Origin of the sequence: Thermococcus sp. MV11 (genome assembly GCF_012027285.1) — an archaeon.
Classification (GTDB): domain Archaea; phylum Methanobacteriota_B; class Thermococci; order Thermococcales; family Thermococcaceae; genus Thermococcus; species Thermococcus cleftensis.
The window spans coordinates 598,456-615,536 of sequence record NZ_SNUD01000001.1 but is presented as its reverse complement, the minus strand read 5'-3'; the positions used below and the strand labels follow the sequence as shown (position 1 = coordinate 615,536).

At 55.9% G+C, this 17,081-nt stretch carries 19 protein-coding genes; 14 read left to right on the top strand and 5 right to left on the bottom strand.

What is annotated here, in order from left to right; genetic code table 11:
* Positions 1-50: 50 nt before the first annotated feature.
* Complete coding sequence (locus E3E27_RS03360; protein ID WP_014788106.1) at positions 51-578, bottom strand: DUF996 domain-containing protein; 528 nt, start codon at positions 576-578, stop codon at positions 51-53.
* Between the two features lie 234 nt (positions 579-812).
* On the opposite strand from E3E27_RS03360, the gene argF reads away from it, so the two are divergent.
* Together argF and E3E27_RS03350 are read left to right on the top strand one after the other, a co-directional pair.
* Positions 813-1,760 carry an ornithine carbamoyltransferase gene (gene argF / locus E3E27_RS03355; protein WP_167773737.1) on the top strand — a complete coding sequence of 316 codons (948 nt, stop codon included), beginning with the start codon at positions 813-815 and terminating at the stop codon, positions 1,758-1,760.
* 200 nt (positions 1,761-1,960) lie between these two features.
* Positions 1,961-2,890, top strand: a complete 930-nt coding sequence (locus E3E27_RS03350) for an RsmB/NOP family class I SAM-dependent RNA methyltransferase (protein ID WP_167773428.1) — start codon at positions 1,961-1,963, stop codon at positions 2,888-2,890.
* On the opposite strand, the gene E3E27_RS03345 is transcribed toward E3E27_RS03350, so the two are convergent.
* Together E3E27_RS03345 and E3E27_RS03340 are read right to left on the bottom strand one after the other, a co-directional pair.
* Entirely contained in the window at positions 2,887-3,861 is a 975-nt protein-coding gene (locus E3E27_RS03345) for a hypothetical protein (RefSeq protein ID WP_167773427.1), read from the bottom strand. The genes E3E27_RS03350 and E3E27_RS03345 overlap by 4 nt on opposite strands.
* Positions 3,861-4,439 (bottom strand): metallophosphoesterase, encoded by a 579-nt coding sequence (locus tag E3E27_RS03340; RefSeq protein WP_014788111.1) that lies wholly within the window; start codon positions 4,437-4,439, stop codon positions 3,861-3,863. The genes E3E27_RS03345 and E3E27_RS03340 overlap by 1 nt, the downstream gene beginning before the upstream one ends.
* Before the next feature lie 59 nt (positions 4,440-4,498).
* On the opposite strand from E3E27_RS03340, the gene E3E27_RS03335 reads away from it, so the two are divergent.
* The 5 genes from E3E27_RS03335 to speB all read left to right on the top strand — a co-directional run bounded on the left by E3E27_RS03335 (position 4,499) and on the right by speB (position 9,114).
* On the top strand, positions 4,499-5,587 hold the full coding sequence (locus E3E27_RS03335; protein WP_167773426.1) for a saccharopine dehydrogenase family protein: 1,089 nt from the start codon (positions 4,499-4,501) through the stop codon (positions 5,585-5,587).
* Positions 5,565-6,224, top strand: a complete 660-nt coding sequence (locus tag E3E27_RS03330) for a 16S rRNA methyltransferase (protein ID WP_167773425.1) — start codon at positions 5,565-5,567, stop codon at positions 6,222-6,224. The genes E3E27_RS03335 and E3E27_RS03330 overlap by 23 nt, the downstream gene beginning before the upstream one ends.
* Positions 6,225-6,325: 101 nt before the next feature.
* The gene (locus tag E3E27_RS03325) at positions 6,326-7,705 is read left to right on the top strand and encodes a sodium-dependent transporter (RefSeq protein ID WP_014788114.1); all 1,380 of its coding nucleotides are present in this window, start codon (positions 6,326-6,328) and stop codon (positions 7,703-7,705) included.
* Between the two features lie 73 nt (positions 7,706-7,778).
* Positions 7,779-8,189: a translation initiation factor IF-5A gene (locus E3E27_RS03320; RefSeq protein WP_014788115.1), complete on the top strand. Its 411-nt coding sequence runs from the start codon at positions 7,779-7,781 to the stop codon at positions 8,187-8,189.
* Between the two features lie 67 nt (positions 8,190-8,256).
* Positions 8,257-9,114, top strand: a complete 858-nt coding sequence (speB, locus tag E3E27_RS03315; protein ID WP_014788116.1) for an agmatinase — start codon at positions 8,257-8,259, stop codon at positions 9,112-9,114.
* On the opposite strand, the gene E3E27_RS03310 is transcribed toward speB, so the two are convergent.
* Positions 9,115-9,801 (bottom strand): hypothetical protein, encoded by a 687-nt coding sequence (locus tag E3E27_RS03310; protein ID WP_167773424.1) that lies wholly within the window; start codon positions 9,799-9,801, stop codon positions 9,115-9,117.
* A 271-nt stretch (positions 9,802-10,072) separates the two neighbouring features.
* Between E3E27_RS03310 and E3E27_RS03305 the strand changes: the two genes are divergently transcribed.
* The gene (locus tag E3E27_RS03305) at positions 10,073-10,567 is read left to right on the top strand and encodes a CBS domain-containing protein (protein ID WP_014788118.1); all 495 of its coding nucleotides are present in this window, start codon (positions 10,073-10,075) and stop codon (positions 10,565-10,567) included.
* Positions 10,555-11,874: a cation:proton antiporter gene (locus E3E27_RS03300; protein ID WP_167773423.1), complete on the top strand. Its 1,320-nt coding sequence runs from the start codon at positions 10,555-10,557 to the stop codon at positions 11,872-11,874. The genes E3E27_RS03305 and E3E27_RS03300 overlap by 13 nt, the downstream gene beginning before the upstream one ends.
* A 3-nt stretch (positions 11,875-11,877) precedes the next feature.
* Here E3E27_RS03300 and E3E27_RS03295 read toward each other — a convergent pair whose 3' ends face one another.
* Complete coding sequence (locus E3E27_RS03295; RefSeq protein WP_167773422.1) at positions 11,878-12,345, bottom strand: hypothetical protein; 468 nt, start codon at positions 12,343-12,345, stop codon at positions 11,878-11,880.
* Positions 12,346-12,420: 75 nt separating this feature from the next.
* Here E3E27_RS03295 and E3E27_RS03290 point away from each other — a divergent pair, with 75 nt between their 5' ends.
* From E3E27_RS03290 to E3E27_RS03270, 5 genes are all read left to right on the top strand, one after another.
* On the top strand, positions 12,421-14,142 hold the full coding sequence (locus E3E27_RS03290) for a chloride channel protein (RefSeq protein WP_167773421.1): 1,722 nt from the start codon (positions 12,421-12,423) through the stop codon (positions 14,140-14,142).
* A gap of 9 nt (positions 14,143-14,151) precedes the next feature.
* Positions 14,152-15,414: a TIGR00375 family protein gene (locus tag E3E27_RS03285; protein ID WP_167773420.1), complete on the top strand. Its 1,263-nt coding sequence runs from the start codon at positions 14,152-14,154 to the stop codon at positions 15,412-15,414.
* A gap of 64 nt (positions 15,415-15,478) precedes the next feature.
* Entirely contained in the window at positions 15,479-15,721 is a 243-nt protein-coding gene (locus E3E27_RS03280; RefSeq protein WP_167773419.1) for an AbrB/MazE/SpoVT family DNA-binding domain-containing protein, read from the top strand.
* Positions 15,705-16,112 carry a putative toxin-antitoxin system toxin component, PIN family gene (locus E3E27_RS03275; protein WP_167773418.1) on the top strand — a complete coding sequence of 136 codons (408 nt, stop codon included), beginning with the start codon at positions 15,705-15,707 and terminating at the stop codon, positions 16,110-16,112. Before E3E27_RS03280 ends, E3E27_RS03275 begins: the two co-directional genes overlap by 17 nt.
* The gene (locus E3E27_RS03270; RefSeq protein ID WP_167773417.1) at positions 16,109-17,077 is read left to right on the top strand and encodes a thiamine-phosphate kinase; all 969 of its coding nucleotides are present in this window, start codon (positions 16,109-16,111) and stop codon (positions 17,075-17,077) included. Before E3E27_RS03275 ends, E3E27_RS03270 begins: the two co-directional genes overlap by 4 nt.
* The last annotated feature ends 4 nt before the right edge of the window (positions 17,078-17,081 follow it).

Below are 17,081 nucleotides of genomic sequence, written 5' to 3'. Positions count from 1 at the left end.
TGGACATTGAAGGTTATAAACGTTGCCTCATGAACATAATTGAAAGAGGTTCAATAAACCTCTTCAGGAACCTCAAGAGGCCCGCTCTCCTGCTCCACTGAGTCAGGGAGCGAGAAGAAGGCTATTATCTCGAGTATCGCCGCAACCACGATGAGGAGGAGGCCTATCACGATTATCGACAGCACGGCGCCGACGATGTAGAGCAGGCCGACCGTGTGGAAGGTCTTAACGCCGGTCTCTTCGGAGATCATGTCATAACTCTGCTTCAGAAACCACATTCCTGCTATCATAAGCAGCGCCGCCACGAGTCCCCCGATGCCCATCATTCCCAGGCCCATCTCGGGGGAGCTGTTCATGCCCATAATCGAGCCGAATATCGTCCCAAACCAGACAAGGCTAGCTATTATGGCCAGAATAGCGGCCCAGAGGTACTTACTGAATATCTCCTCCCTCCCGGTGGCCTCGGCGATGTTCTTGACCGCCAGGAGCTTCAGGATAAAGCCTATGAAGCCAATACCGACGACGGTCAGGATAGCACCTATGCCACCAAGGAGTTTGGCATTTTTCAAATCTGTCATGGAAAATTCACCTCAAAAATGAATGCGACATTTATATTATAAAAAGTTTTTCACGCCCTCCAACAAAATCACGAAGCGTTTACCTGGAAATACCTGAAGTCCCGGGAAGATGAAGCGCAGGCATTACGTTTGGAAAGTAAGCACCCCTGGACCCTCAAAAGATTTCAGCTGAGTACAGGTTTATCCGACGAAAGGGTTATTAAATTCGCCGTCCAGCTCTGAACGGTGATGCACATGGTGGTTAGCCTCGCCGGAAGGGACGTTCTCTGCCTTCAGGACTTCACGAGGGAGGAGATTGAGACCATTCTCAAGACGGCCGAGATGATGAAGATTTGGAACAAGATCGGCAAGCCGCACCGTGTTCTTGAGGGAAAAACCCTCGCCATGATCTTCCAGAAGCCCTCAACCAGGACGAGGATATCCTTCGAGGTCGGCATATACCAGCTCGGAGGCTACGGTCTCTACCTCAACGCCAACGACCTCCAGCTCAGGCGCGGTGAGACGATAGCAGATACCGCCCGCGTCCTCAGCAGGTACGTTGACGGAATAATGGCGAGAGTTTTTGACCACAAGGACGTTGAGGACCTCGCCAAGTACGCGAGCGTCCCGGTCATCAACGGCCTCTCGGACTTCTCCCACCCGTGCCAGGCTTTAGCGGATTATCAGACCATACTCGAGAAGAAGGGCAGGATTCAGGGGCTTAAGATAGTCTACGTTGGAGATGGAAACAACGTCGCCCACTCCCTCATGATAGCCGGAACCAAGCTTGGAGCGAACGTCGTCGTTGCCACCCCCGAGGGCTACGAGCCGGACAAGCGCGTCATCAAGTGGGCCGAGCAGAACGCGGCCGAGAGCGGCGGAAGCTTCGAGCTCCTGCACGACCCGGTCAAGGCCGTTAAAGATGCAGACGTCATCTACACCGACGTCTGGGCCTCGATGGGACAGGAGGCCGAGGCCGAGGAGAGGAGGAAAATATTCCAGCCGTTCCAGGTGAACAGGGAGCTCGTCAAGCATGCCAAGCCTGACTACATCTTCATGCACTGCCTCCCGGCCCACCGCGGCGAGGAGGTCACCGACGACGTCGTCGACTCACCGAACAGTGTCGTCTTCGACGAGGCCGAGAACAGGCTCCACGCGCAGAAGGCCGTCATGGCTCTCGTCATGGGCGGGATAAAGGCCTGAGCTCTCTTTTCTTCTATTTTAGACAGTTGATTGCCGGGCGATTCTGAGTGGTTGGATTGCGGTTATTTTGCCCCGATTTATGAAACTCCTCTTTCACAGATGTGGTGATTTGTGAAAGTGCACTTTCATAAAATGGCCGTTTTGTGAAAATTGGCTTTCACAAAACGAAGTATTTTAAACCCCTCCTCCAACTACTCACCATGCTCGAAAAGCTCTTCAGCCTCGGCTACTCAAAGACCTTCGCGGAGCGCTATTACGAGCTCTGGGGCGAGAGAGCCTTAGCGATAGCGGAGGCGATGGAGAGGCCCCTGCCAAGGTGTTTCCGCGTGAACACGCTCCGCATCGAGGTTCCAAGGCTCACCAAGCTCCTCAATAAGAAGGGCTTCCAGTTCAGGCGCGTCCCCTGGGCCAGGGAAGGTTTCTGTCTCACGCGCGAGCCCTTCTCGATAACCTCGACCCCCGAATACCTGAGCGGACTGCTCTACATTCAGGAGGCGAGCTCGATGTATCCGCCCGTCGCCCTTGAACCCGGACCCGGTGAAACCGTCGCGGACATGGCCGCCGCCCCCGGTGGGAAGACGAGCCACATGGCACAGCTGATGGAGAACGAGGGCATCATTTACGCCTTCGACGTCGGCGAGGAGAGGCTCAAAGAGACGCGCCTGAACCTCTCCCGCCTCGGCGTCACCAACGCCGTGCTCTTCCACAAATCCTCGCTCCACATAGATGAACTCGGCGTCGAATTCGATAAAATTCTTCTCGATGCCCCCTGCACCGGCTCCGGGACGATACACAAGAACCCCGAGCGAAAGGCAAACAGGACGATGGACGACGTCAAGTTCTGCCAGGGACTGCAGATGAAGCTCATCGAGAAGGCCCTCGAAGTCCTGAAAAGGGGAGGGGTTCTCGTCTACTCCACCTGCTCCCTCGAGCCGGAGGAGAACGAGTTCGTAATCCAGTGGGTTCTTGATAACTTCGACGTTGAGCTCCTGCCCCTCCGCCACGGCGAGCCGGCCTTAACGAATCCCTTCGGCGTTGTGCTAAGTGAAGAAATCAAAAAGGCGAGGCGCTTCTACCCGGACAGACACGGCACGAGCGGCTTCTTCGTGGCGAAGATTAAAAAGCTCTAATCCCTGGCTTCACTTACTAGGACTTCCTCTATCCTGTGCAGTCTCTCCAGGACGTCCCCGCTGAGATTCTTCTCCAGCTCCTCACGGGCGGCCTTGGCCAGCTCGAACTTTGAGTCGTACTTCCCGAGGGACGTCCAGTGAATCTTCTTGCCCTCTACGAAGACGTCGATGTCGCAGAGGCGCTTGTAGCCCCTGTACTCCAGCCCCTTCAGGAGGAACTTGACGCGCACCGGGTCCTCCCACGTCAGGAGCTTGAGCTTGTAGACGGGAACGCGCATGAAGGGCCGCGGGTAGTCCCAGTCCCAGCCCTCGCCGACGACGAAACCGAGGTCGAGGTCCTCGATCACCATCATGAGACGCTCTATGTTCTCCTCATAGCACTTGTCAGTGTCGTAGATTTTAATCGTAATCTCGTTCCACTCGGGCATCAGCTTAAGAAGCAGAACGGGAAGGTCGATGCTCAGCTCGCGGTAGACGCTCAGGAAGTCCCTGCGGACGAGGACGGCACCATCGATGTCCTCCGGCCCGATCGGAGAGTTGAGCTTCTTCCGGGTCACGCCGATTATCGTGTCCCCGGTCTCGCCCTCATCGAGGGCGGTTCGTATATCCATTATCACTCCGCCGTACTTTTCGGAGAGAAGCTTCAGGCCCTCCTCCACCCTGCTGGGTACCCTTATGAAGATCAGCGTGCTCTCGACGTGAACCTTCTCAACCGGCAGGCCCGCGTTGATTATTCCGCTCAGGACGACCGGGGCGTGGAAGCCGATAAGAAAAGCCGTCTCCGGTGGAATCGTTTCCTTCTTCCACTCCTCAGTAACGAAGACTATCGTCTCGAACTCACTGCTCATCTTTATGGCCTCGTCGGTTGGCATCTCCTCCACTCCAAACATCTCCGCCAGGGCTCCGCGGACGGCTTCCGCATGGGGAGTCCTGAGGAAGAGGATCGAGGGACCGAAGCGGAGTATCCTCATCACAGCCCCCTCCACATTTTGTATCCCCTGTCAAAGTCCGTCCCGCCAGGGTACTTCACACGGTACGTCCTCCTGCTCGGAAGAAGAATGAAATTGACGCCGAGAACACCATTCAGGCCCCTCTCAATGAGCTTGAAGTTGTGGCCGTAGAGCCTGAAGTCGGCATTGAGGTTCACGACGTCCTTCCACGTGTGACCGAGGGCAAGCTTTGTCCCCTCTATCTCGACGACGGTTCCAGGATCGACCACGGATTCGCCAAAGAACTCATTGACGGTTTCGTAATCGTCCTCGTTTCCCGGAACGACGTAAAGCTTTGCGCCCGAGGACTTGAGAACCCTAGCCAGCTTTCGGACGGCCCCGATGTAGAGGGGCTTTAATTCCGGCCTCCTCTCCAGCTTTATGTTGTCCGCCAGATCGCCGGTGTGAACTATGTGATCCGGCTGGGTTTTCTCAATAACCTCACCGATGAAGCGGTAGACGCTCTCCGGTGTGTCGCTGACGTGCATCACCTTGGTCTCGTCAGAGGAGGCGAGCAGGTCGAGCACCTTCTTCCTGAAGAGGGGGAGTCTTATCGGCATTGAAATAAGTTGGGGCAGGGCTTATATATACCTTCTCTAAGTTACTTCTGGGGGTTAGCATGAAGGTTCTCGTTCTCGGTGCTGGAAACGTCGGGAGGGCCATAGCCTGGGACTTGAGGGAGGAGTTCGAGGTTCACGTGGGCGATGTGAGCGAGGAGAGGCTGAAGGCGATTTTTGAGTTCGCCACCCCGGTAAAGGTGAACGCGACGGACTTTGACGAGCTCGTGGAGGTCATGAGAGGCTTCGAGCTGGTGATCGGGGCGCTTCCGGGGAGGTTTGGCTACCGGGCCGTCAGGGCGGCAATACGGGCCGGCGTCGATATGGTCGATGTCTCATTCATGCCCGAAAACCCCCTGGATCTCAGGGACGCGGCCGAGGAGGCAGGGGTTACGGTCATCTTCGATGCGGGCTTTGCTCCGGGGCTCAGCCATATCCTGATGGGGCGCATCTGGCAGGAGATGGACGAGCTGAGGGAGGGCTACATATACGTCGGGGGGCTCCCGAAGGAGCCAAAGCCACCACTTTATTACAGAATCACATGGTCACCTAAAGATTTAATCGAAGAGTACACCCGCCCGGCGAGGGCAATCCGGGACGGTGAGGTTAAGGCCGTGGACCCATTCGAGGAAATTCGGGAGGTAAAGGTGGGCGGCTTCGAGTTCGAGGCCTTTCTCAGCGACGGGCTGAGGAGTCTGCTGGAGAGCGTTAGAGCTGGGAAGCTTGAGGAGTGGACCCTCCGCTGGCCGGGACACCTGGAGAAGATGAGGATTCTGAGGGAGCTGGGCTTCTTCAGGCCGGAACACGTCGATAAGACGCTCGAGGTCATAGCGCCCCTGATGAGCTACGAGAGCCCCGACTTTTCGATAATGCAGGTCCTCGGAAGGGGAACGCTGGACGGGGAGGAGAAAGAGATAGGATACCTCCTCTACGACGAGGAAAGGGACGGATTCACGTCGATGGCCCGCGTTACTGGCTTTACTGCAGCCGCGGTGGCTAGGATAGTCGCAGAAAGTGGCTGCATATTCGGCGTCATTCCCCCCGAGATACTCGGAATGCGCATAGACACCTTCACAAGGATAACCGGTGAGCTTGAGGAGAGGGGAATAAAGCTGGAGAGGTGGGAGAATGCTCCATCTGGTGATAGCTGAGGCAGAGCTTGAGCTTGTTCCGAGGGCAATAAGGGACCACCCGGCCATCGTCAATTATGCCAGGAGGAGGGGCAAAAAGCCTGAGGAGGTGCTCCTGGACAGCACCTATCATCACTCCGCGCTGAAGAAGTTGGACGACGGGGAGAGGCGCGGAAGGCCAGACATAGTCCACATCTGCCTGTTGAACGCCCTCGAGAGCATAGCCAACAAGGAGGACAAGCTGAGGATCTACGTGCACACGAGAAACGATGAGGTTATTCACATCAAACCAGAGACGAGGATTCCAAGGAACTACAACAGGTTCGTCGGACTGATGGAGAGCCTGTTCAAGAAAGGTGCCGTGCCCGAGGAGCTGGAGCTTCTGAGGCTGGAAAGGAAGAGCCTCGGGAAGCTGGTGGAGGAGATAAAGCCGGACGGCGTCTTCGTGATGCACGAGAGGGGCAGGCTGGTAAAACCACCGGAGTTCGGAAAGATTCTTGCAGACCTCGAGAATCCCCTTGTCATAGTCGGGGGTTTCCCCCACGGTGACTTTAGAAGTGAAACACCATGGGAGAAGATAAGCCTTTACAATGTCCCGTTGATGGCATGGACAATTGTGAACGAGATAATCATCAACTTTGAGCACTGGGTTCTCTGATCCTGGCCAAAGGACTACACAATGTTTTTATATTTTGCCGCTGTTTACTTTTCTGCCGCTCTAGATCAATACGGAAAAAGCGATATCGGAGGTGCCGGTTCATGCGAAAAATAAGCTTCCTGATGGCGTTTTTGATAACCGGATACATCTTGGGAATATGGAACTTCCTAGTTCTACCGAAGTACTACATAACCTTTGGACTTAAGGGATTTCTAATCTCCCTCGTCCCGATGCTGGTGGCGATGTTCCTCATTTACAGTGAGGCAGAGAGCACCAAAAAAACCCGCTACCTAATCTACGAGCTGTTCTTCAAGATAGCTAGAACACCAGCACTGATATTCACCCTGCTGATGTTCTTGATGATAATGCTGGGCGTCACGACCTACTATTCCGCATACGGGATTGCCCTCCTCGCCGGAGTGGGTTCGATTTACGTGCCGGTTATCGCAGTGGGAACCGTTCTGCTCTCGGTGTTTCTGCTGGTGATGGCCAAGGGCAGAACCCTAGAGTTCATATCGATCATATCAATCCTCTTCGTCCTCTTCGCCATAGTCTCTGCGGTTCTCATCAGGGGACAGGCGCTTGACACCGTTACCGACCCGCAGGCCGTTCAGTACATGGAGCGCGCCGTGTCAGCGATAACTTCCCTTGACCTGCCTCTCACCACAAAGGGAATCCTCTTTATGATCGTCTCAGTCTTCATCTCCTTCGGCCTTGGAACTGGAGTTTACTACGTCATAGGCAGCTTCACCCCCGAGGAGCTCGACCTCAAGAAAGTTCTCGCGGCGGTGTTCGTACTCCAGATAATCCTGAGCTTCGCGGCGGCCTTCACGGTCGCCTACTCCATAGGCGCCGCTTACCAGGCGTACGGCGAGGCCTTCCAGAATCCAGACATTCCAGCGGACGAGTCTATGAAGCTCTTCCTGAAGTTCAACGACCTAAAGGACTACGCCACCAACAGCGAGAAGAGCCCAATGGATTCCATCGAGGTGTTTTACTCGATTCCCGAGATACTGAGGGGCAACGTGCCCAACGACACCACCCTCATAGCCCTGCTGATGCTCTCCCTCTACCTCGCGGGTCTGACCACCATAATAGTCCTCATCGAGATGGGAAGCCAGATGCTATCGGAGGTCATGCAGCTCGGCAGGGGGCAGAGCCTGGGCTTCGTTGCACTCCTGGGAGCCATAATCGCGGGCTCGATGGTCATAGGGGACATTAGAACAATGTTCGTCGTCGTTCCATTCGCAGTGGCCGCCCTCATAGCCGCGGTTGAAGGCTACCCTCTGCTCTCTTCAGAACTGACCCACAACAAGGCGATAATCGCGGCAGTGATGGTCGTGCTCTTCGTCAGCGGCATGGCGGTGCTCTACTACTCCCTGACGGCTCCCAAGATGCCGGTGAAGATAGGTGCCCTCCTCGGCCTGGTTCTCCTAGTGCCGGTTCTCATGAACAACATGCTCCTGAAGTCCCGCCGCTGAGTTTTCCCGTTTCAAAAATTTTTTAAAGACCCTTCCCAATCGGTTTTAGAACGCTTATTAGGAGGTCTGAAAAATGGGAGACAAGACCAAGGTTCAGGTTAGCAAGCTCAAGCCGGGAAGGTACATACTCATCGACGGCGAGCCCTGCAGGATAGCCAACATAACCGTTTCCTCGCCCGGAAAGCACGGCTCCGCCAAGGCCAGAATCGAGGCCGTTGGAATCTTCGATGGCAAGGTCAGGAGCATCGTCAAGCCCACCAGCGCCGAGGTCGATGTCCCGATCATCGACAAGAGAACCGCCCAGATCATCGCCATGACCCCAGACACCGTCCAGATCATGGACATGGAAACCTACGAGCTCTACGACATACCGATCGAGACCGGCGTCGCCGACGAGATCAAGGACCAGCTCAGGGAGGGCATCAACGTCGAGTACTGGGAGACCCTCGGCAGGATCAAGATCATGAAGCTCAAGGGCGAGTGAGCCTCTGGCTCTTCTGTTTCCCCTAACCTTTTAAGCAGGCGCTCCAATTCTTCCAGGAGGTGCCCTCATGGATTTCCTCTACACCTACGAGACGCTTAAACTGGAATTTCCTCTCGTCGGGCCTGAAAGAGCGAGATTCGTAATCCTCGGCGTTCCCTTTGACGGCACGACCAGCTTCAAGGCCGGCGCGAGGTTCGGGCCAACCCTTATCAGGCACGCCACCCTCAACCTCGAGAGCTACGTGCTTGACTACGACGTGGATATAGCCGAACTCCCCATAGCAGACATAGGGGACGTTGCCGTTGTCGCCGGGGATCCGAGGAGAACCGCGGACAGAGTGCGGGAGACCATCGAGGAGCTGAAGCGCATAAACCCCGACGCCCTACCGGTGCTCCTCGGCGGCGAGCACTCTCAAACCCTCGGGGCTGTGGAAGCACTAAAACCTGCCAGCTACGTCGTCTTCGACGCCCATCTGGATCTCCGCGAGAGCTACGAGGACAATCCCTACAACCACGCATGCGTGGCGAGGAGAATATCGGAGCTCGGGGTCAAGGAGGCGATGTTCGGAATCCGGAGCGGAACCAGGGAGGAGGTCTCTTACGCCCAGGAAAAGGGGATTCCCTGGGTTCACGCGAGGGACTACAGCTTTGACGCCTTCATCGAGCTTGTCAAGCCCCTCCCCGAGCCGGTTTACCTGTCCGTGGACATAGATGTATTCGATCTGTCCCTGGTTCCATCAACAGGAACACCAGAAGCCGGCGGCTTGGGCTTCTGGGACGTGATAAAGGCCCTTGAATGGCTGGCAGAAAACAAGAAGATAGCAGGTTTTGACATAATGGAGGTGGCAGGGGAAAACCTTGGGAATCCGACCTCACTAACCGCCGCAAAGCTCTTGTTCTATTTCATAGGAATGATGGGGGTGTAGTCACCCCCTGAGTTTTTCCGGACTTGATAGCGTGCCGACGGAAGATTTCTTAAGCTCCGGGCCGTTCGAAAATGGTTTGATCATGGAGTACGGGTATTCAATGCGGTAAACTAGCAAGATTCCAGTCAGGAATCCAAGAACCTCCATCACAACGTCCTGGGTTTTATTTCTCAGACTCTCGTAGAGCCAGGGCATCGCGGGCTGCATGGCCACTTCAAAAAACTCCCAGACAACACCAACCAGAAGGAGGGCAAAGAAACTTATGCCGATGATCCTCCGGTGGCTCCAGTTTAGGTTGTAGGTTCTTGAGGACTCCAGAACGACCTCATTGAATATAACCCACGTGACCAGGCCCCCAAGGTAGTGGCTGGGAACGTCGGCGTAGCCCCAGACCTGGTTGTAGAGGTCAAGGTGAACAAAGGGCACGTTGAGGAAGGTTATATGGGCCGCCATGAAGATCGAGAAGAGAGTGTAAATTCCATCGTTGTAGAAGGGACTTATCCAGGGCCAGATCCTTCTGCTGGGGTGCGGATAGATCCTGCGAACGATGCTCGGGACGAAGAGGGCCACGAAGCCCGCAGCAGCAGCTATGATCTGGTCGAATTTGCCGTACATCAATGTACTTATGAGACCAAAGAAGACGAGCGTTCTTGCTGCAAGGATAACGGCTTTTTCCCAGGCTTTCATAGGGCAACCCCCTTATTCACAACGTGAAGTTTAGCAACTCAAGCTTATATAGTTATCTCTGCCATAGCGGCCTTCCTTTGAAAGTCTCGCCCTTGAAGATGAAGTATGAGTCGATGATTGGGAAGTATGGAAAACGAACCTGCCGCCCGTAGTCCAAAATTCAAGTCCCTGAAGAACACTGGTACAATGTTCTAACCGTGTCCCCTGTGCTCCTTGCGTCCCGCAAATCCTTAAATAGAACCTTTTTCATCAGTTGGAAGTGGTGGTGACGATGGACATCGAAGCGGCCCTTGAGAGGTTTCACTCGCTTAAACTGACCGACATCATGCCCAGGCTCGAGAGCATGCCCGTGGTCACCGCAGATGCAGATCTCCTCAGCGTCCTCAAGGTACTCCGCACGAGGCACCACGTTTGGGTTGTGAAGGACAGGGATAGTATGGAGCTGGTTGGGTTTATCCGTTATATAGACGTTATCGACGTCCTCCTGCCACCCGGGGCCCACAAGTTCAAGCTGGGGATAACGAGCAAGACCATGAAATCCATGCTCGGCGGCGCGGCAAGGGCCGAGGACATCGCCGAGAGGCATGCACTGACGATAGAGGAAAACGCCACGGTTCTTGAAGCCCTCGTGAAGATGAGAAAGTACAGGACACAGGTTCTGGCCGTCGTCGAGGGGAAGAAGCTCGTAGGTGAGGTGAGCCTCCGCATACTGATAGACGAGCTGCTGAGACTGCTCCGGGTGGGTGGTGCACAATGGAAACCGTGACGTGGCTGCTGTTCGCCATCGGCATCTCACTGATTCTGGCAAAGATCGGAGACAGCATAATAGAGCGCTTTGAGCTTCCAGGAGTTCTCGGAGAGCTTCTCATGGGAATGCTTCTCGGCAACCTCGTCTACTTCGGCATAGTTGCGCCCCAGTACCTGCCCATCGTCAGCGGCGAGGGCTTCACCACGGACCTGACGGTCGTCTCTAACTTCCTGGCAAAGCTGGGCATAATATTCCTGCTCTTCCTCGGCGCCCTCGACGCCGACCTTGAACAGCTGAAGAAGACAGGTCTGACGGCAACGGTCTCAACGATTCTAGGTGTCTTCGTTCCCCTTGTTCTCGGCTGGTTTGCCCTCATGGAGCTTGGCTACAACAGCAGGGAAGCCTTCGCCGGCGGCGTTCTGCTCACAGCAACGAGCATAGGCCTAACCGTCAGGGTGATGATGGATTTAGGCGTGCTCAAGAGCGAGGTGGGAGCGGCTTCGCTTAGCGCGAGCGTCATGGACGATTTCCTTGGTATAGCGCTCGTGATATTCGCCGTTGGGAGCGGGAGCTTGATAGAGCTGAGCGCCAAGATAGTAGCGTTTTTCGTGATAACCGGGGTGATATGGTGGTTCCTGGTTGATTATTACATAAGGTTCGCCGAGAGGCTCCACGTTGAGAAGGGAATCCTCGGAATGGTCCTCGGAATGACCTTCCTTTTTGCGGCTCTGGCGGAGGGCTGGTTTGCCGCTGCCATAGAGGGCGCCTTCATGATGGGCCTCGTCCTTTCGAGGCTTCCTGAGGGAAAGAGGCTCATGGACGACGTGAGGGCCATAGGCTACGGCCTGCTGATACCGTTCTTCTTCGTGCACACGGGGGCGATGCTAAACCTGACCGTTTTTGAAAACGCCGACGCACTGATCCTGGCGGGAGTTTTAACTGTCGTTGCCGTCTTTGGAAAGGTGTTCGGAAGGGGAATCGGAGCGTGGATAACCGCATGGGGGCGCGGAAGGGATTTCCTCTTCACCCGGGAGAACTTCATGATGTCGCTCCAGATGGGCATAGGCTCGGTGCCGAGGACGGAGGTTGCACTCGTCGATTTGATGGTGGCGATACACGGGGGGGCGATAAGCCCGGAGCACGCCCCAGAGTTCATAGCGGCGACGCTGATATTCATAACCGTCTCAGTGCTGATAACGCCGCCACTCCTCAAGTGGGCGTTCAGGCAGGAGATTGAAGAGAAGAGAAGCACGAAAGCGGCCCAGAAGGTAGAGAGAATCCAGGAAACCAAGAAGAGGATAAGAGAGGTGAAGGGCTCCGGCTAGTTTTCAACCGAAGAATGCCCCCATAACCTCCATCTGCTCCTCGCTCATGGATTTTATTTTGAACTCAGACATCTCGGCCTTGAGATCCTCGTACTCCTTTTTCGTTATCTCCTTGGCTTCGCCGTTCTCGACGAGGTAGAAGACCCCGTAATCCGGGTCGCGGTAGGCAACGAGGAACCTCTCAACCTCGATGTCGTCGAAGTTCACGAATATGACGTTTCCGCCGGTGTAGGGCCTCTTGCACTTGAAGGGGAAGCTCGAGGAGTTGAGCATCGCATCGCCGAGGGCCTGATTGGCCTTCTCGCCGTTTATCTCTGTCCAGAAGGGCCTCCCCTCAAAGTCGCCCTCAACCACTATCAGAAACCTCTGGCCGTCCAGCTCAACGAGGGGGCCCTTCTCGTCCAGTATCTTGAAAAGCTCGCCGATTGTCTCGGCATTCCTGAGAGATGCTATGAAACCTTCAACCTTCATAATCTTCCACCAACCGGTCTTCGGGCCAGGGGTATAAAAGCTTAAGCTTTTTATTCCCCAAGCTAATTTCATGTGATGGCCTCCGAAACGGGAGCGTACCTCAGGAAGTGGGGCGTGGTGATAGTTTTCTCCATACTGGCCGGCATAGTCGGTGGCATCGGGGCCATAGCCTTCAGGATCGCCATAGGCATCGTCCACGAGCTGTTCTTCGGAAAACTCCTCCCGGTGGTCTCCTACGAACTGGCCGGCCTCAACGTCGGGTACGTTCTACTCCCCACCCTGGGGGCGCTCGTGGTTTCCCTCTTCATCGCCAGGTGCCCCGAAATCCGGGGCAACGGGGTTCCCGAAGTCATCGAGGCGGTGATATTCAAGGGCGGCAACATTCCGGGCAAGTTCGCGGTTCTGAAGACGATAGCGACGGCGGTAACGATAGGCTCCGGCGGAAGCGTTGGGAGGGAGGGACCGATAGGCTTCATCGGCGCGTCGCTGACGTCAATCCTGGCAAGGTGGTTCAACCTCTCGCGCGAGATGAGGAAGCTCCTCGTCACCTGCGGCCTCGCGGCGGGAATAGCGGGAACTTTCAACACCCCGCTGGCCGGGGCAATGTTCGCGCTCGAGGTAGTCTACATGGGGGCCTTCTCGATAAACCTCGTTCCCATCTTCATCGCCGCCGTCACTGGAAACGCCGTGACGATGGCGGTTCTTGAGAGGGCCGTGGAGATCGACATACCCGGAGGAATTGCCCACACGCTCCCCGAGCTTCCCTTCTTCTTCATGACCGGCTTAATCCTTGGAACCCTGGCGGCATTCTACGCCCGCTTCCTCTACCGCGTGGCGGACGGCTTCTCCGGCTCGGGGATTCCAGAGACTATCAAGCCCGTCATAGGAGGCCTCGGTGTAGGCCTGCTTGGAATGCTCTTCCCCGCCTACGGGATCTTCGGCATAGGCTACGAGGGAATGAGAATGGCCTTCTACGGGGAGCTGGCGGTGGGTCTGCTCGTAACCCTCGGGCTGGTAAAGATGCTCGCCACCGCGCTGACCGTCGGCTCCGGCCAGAGCGGCGGCGTCTTCGCCCCGAGCCTCTACATAGGGACGATGTTCGGGGCCGCCTTTGGCGCCATCGTGAGTTCCCTCTTCCCCTCCCTCGGTGCCAATCCGGCCGTTTATGCTCTGGCGGGAATGGCGGCCTTCTTCAGCGGAATGACGCAGGCCCCGCTGACCCAGATACTGATGGTCACGGAGCTGACGAGGAGCTACGCGGTTCTTCCTGCCGTCATGACGTCCGCAACGATGGGTTTCCTGACGGCCAGGTTCTTCCTGAAGGGCGAGTCGATATACACCCTCAAGCTCATCAGAAAGGGCTACCGCGTCAAGACAGGGAAGCCCGTAATCCTAGAAACTATATCCGTGGGCGAGATAATGACCCGCGAGCCAGTCTACGTCACCCCGGAGATGACGCTCTTCGAGGTGGAGCATTTAATAGGCGAAACCGGCCACGACTGCTTCCCGGTGGTCGATTCCAAGGGACGGGTCGTGGGCATAATCGGCGTCAAGGACATACTGAAGAAGTCCTCCTCGCTGAAGAGAATGAAGGTGAGGCGCTTCCTCCGCAGGGCCTACGGAATCACATACCCCACCGAAACGGCCGAGGAGGCACTGGAGAAGCTGATGGCCTACGACCAGAACCTTCTCCCAGTCGTGGAGAGTCCGGAAAGCAGGAAGCTGGTTGGTGTGATAACCAAAAGGGACATATACCGCGCCTACTACCGCGGGCTGGAGGGAATGTACATAGACTGAGGTGGTTCCATGCTGGTTGATGCGGACCTTCACATTCACTCGCGCTATTCGAAGGCGGTCTCGAAGGCAATGACCATAGCCAACTTGGCCGAAAACGCGCGCTTCAAGGGACTCGGCATAGTAGGAACCGGTGACATACTCAATCCGAAGTGGGAGGAAGAACTGCTGAGGAACGCGGAAAGGGTGGACGAGGGAACCTACGAGAGGAACGGAATCCGCTTCCTCCTCACGGCCGAGGTTGAGGACAGCAAGAGGGTGCACCACGTTCTAATCTTTCCGAGCATCTCCACGGTCCGGGAGATGAGGGAGGAGCTGAGGAAGCACTCCCATGACATCGACACCGAAGGGAGACCCCACCTCAACCTCCCGGCGGCCGAGATAGCAGACCTGGCCAACGAGCTCGGCGTTCTAATAGGTCCAGCGCACGCTTTTACGCCCTGGACGAGCCTCTACAAGGAGTACGACAGCCTGAAGGAGGCCTATGGCGGGGCTAAAATCCACTTCCTTGAGCTGGGCCTCTCGGCGGATTCGGAAATGGCCGACAGGATAAGCGCACACCACCCCCTAACATACCTCAGCAACAGCGATGCGCATTCACCTATGCCCCACCGCCTTGGAAGAGAGTTCAACCGCTTCGAGGTCAAAGATGCCACCTTCGAGGAGATCCGGAAGGCGATTCTCCGGAGAGGGGGAAGGAGGATAGTCCTCAACGCTGGCCTCGACCCCCGCTTAGGAAAGTACCACTTGACCGCCTGCTCCCGCTGCTACGCGAAGTATTCCCCGGAGGAGGCAAGGGCCTTCAGGTGGAAGTGTCCGAAATGTGGCGGCAGGATAAAGAAGGGAGTTCACGACAGGATCCTTGAACTGGCGGACACCGACGAGAGACCGAAGGATAGACCGCCTTACCTCCGTTTAGCCCCACTCGCAGAGATAATAGCGATGGTAATCGGCAAAGGCGTGGAGACAAAGGCGGTAAGGCTAATCTGGGAGCGCTTTTTGAGGGAGTTCGGGAGCGAGATAAGGGTTCTCGTCGATGTGCCGCTGGAAAGCCTAGCTGAAGTCCACGAGGAAGTTGCCAAAGCGGTGTGGGCATACAGGGAAGGCAAGCTTATCGTTATCCCCGGCGGTGGGGGGAAGTACGGCGAGATAAAGCTCCCGGAGGAGATAAGGAAGGCGAGCGTCGAGGAGCTTGAAAGCGTTGAGGTTTCCGTCCCGGAGGAGGGGAAGCCGAGACAGAGGAGCATAACCGAGTTCCTGAAGAATGCCGGGTGAAATTGGCAAGTTTGCGCGAAAAGATAATAAGTAAGAAAGTAGGAAATTCCATACGGTGGTTGAGATGGAGGTTGTGAAAGTCTCTACGAAGGGTCAGGTCGTCATACCGAAAGAAATTCGTGAGGCGCTTGGAATACGGAACGGTGACTACCTTGTGGTGACGGAGAAGAACGGCTATATCGTGATGAAGAAGCTGAGCGTTGAGGACGTCTTCAGAGAGGGAGAGGAACTCGCAAAGGCCCTGGAAATCACCGAGAAGGACGTAATCAGGGCAGTGAGGGAAGTGCGGTATGAGGATTCTACTTGATACCAATGTGCTAATCTCCGCCTACTTTTGGAACGGGCGGGAGAGGGCACTGCTCTGGGATTGTATCCGGGGAATCCATGAGAACGTTATTTCGGATTACATCATTGGAGAGGTCAAGAAAGTTTTGGGAGACAAGTTCGGCCTGCCTGACGATGCCGTTGAGCGCTACGTCCTTCTCCTCGCCACGTTCTCCACTTCAGTTCCCATCGGTGAGGTGTATCATGTTTCACGGGACCCGAAGGACAACCCCATTATAGCCACCGCGTTGAGCGGGAAAGTTGATGCCCTGATAACGGGGGATAAAGACCTCCTGGCGCTTCGAAATGAGGAGAACGTATTCTGCTTCTCCAACCACTGCTTCAAAATCCTACGGCCGGGTGAGTTCAAATGAGGGAATCCGAGATTATAAATCTCTTCCTCAGGCACCTCAAGAGGCAGGGTGACCTGCCGCTCGGTGACGATGCAGGGGCTATCCGGCTCGGCGATGAGTGGCTGGTAGCAACGAACGACATGCTGGTGAGGAAGACCGACGTGCCGGGGATAATGACGCCGGAGCAGGTGGGCTTTAAGGCCGTCACGATGAACGTGAGCGATGTAGCGGCAATGGGTGCCAGGCCTATCGGTTTTCTCTTCTCCCTCGGCGTTCCCGGGGACGTTAATGTGGAGTACCTGGAAGGCGTCGCGAGGGGAATAGGGAAGGCCCTCGAGTTCTACGGCATTCCGGTTCTCAGTGCCGACACCAACGAGGCTGATGATTTGATAATAGACGGAATCGCCCTCGGAAGAACGAGGAGACTGCTCACGAGGAGCGGGGCGAGGCCAGGGGATTTAGTCTGCGTTACCGGTGACCTCGGCAGGGCTTTGGCTGGACTTCTCGTCTGGAAGCATGAGCTTAAAGTTAAAGCCAGAGTTAGGAATGCCCTCTACGAGAAGCTCCTAGAACCAAGGGCCAGGGTGGAGGAGGGAACGGCCCTCAGCGGGGTTGCCACCTCAGCCATAGACGTGAGCGACGGCCTGAGCAAGGAGCTTCACGTCATAGCTGAAATGAGCGGTGTTGGAATAGAGGTTGAGGCTGAGAGGATCCCCGTGAGGAGGGAGGTGCTGGAAGCCGCGGAGGTAATTGGGGCTGAACCGCTCTCTCTCGCCCTTGCCAGTGGGGAGGAATTCGAACTGGTCTTCACAATAAGGCCAGAGCTCGCTGAGAGCCTGGATTTCGAGTGCACGGTCATAGGAAGGGTTTCCAGCGGAGCGGGAGTCTACATTACCACGGAAGGAAAAAGACAGGAGATGCCCGTTCTCGGCTGGGAACACCTCAGCAGGGGAGAAAATGGGATGTATAGAGGTGTGTTCCGATAACGTT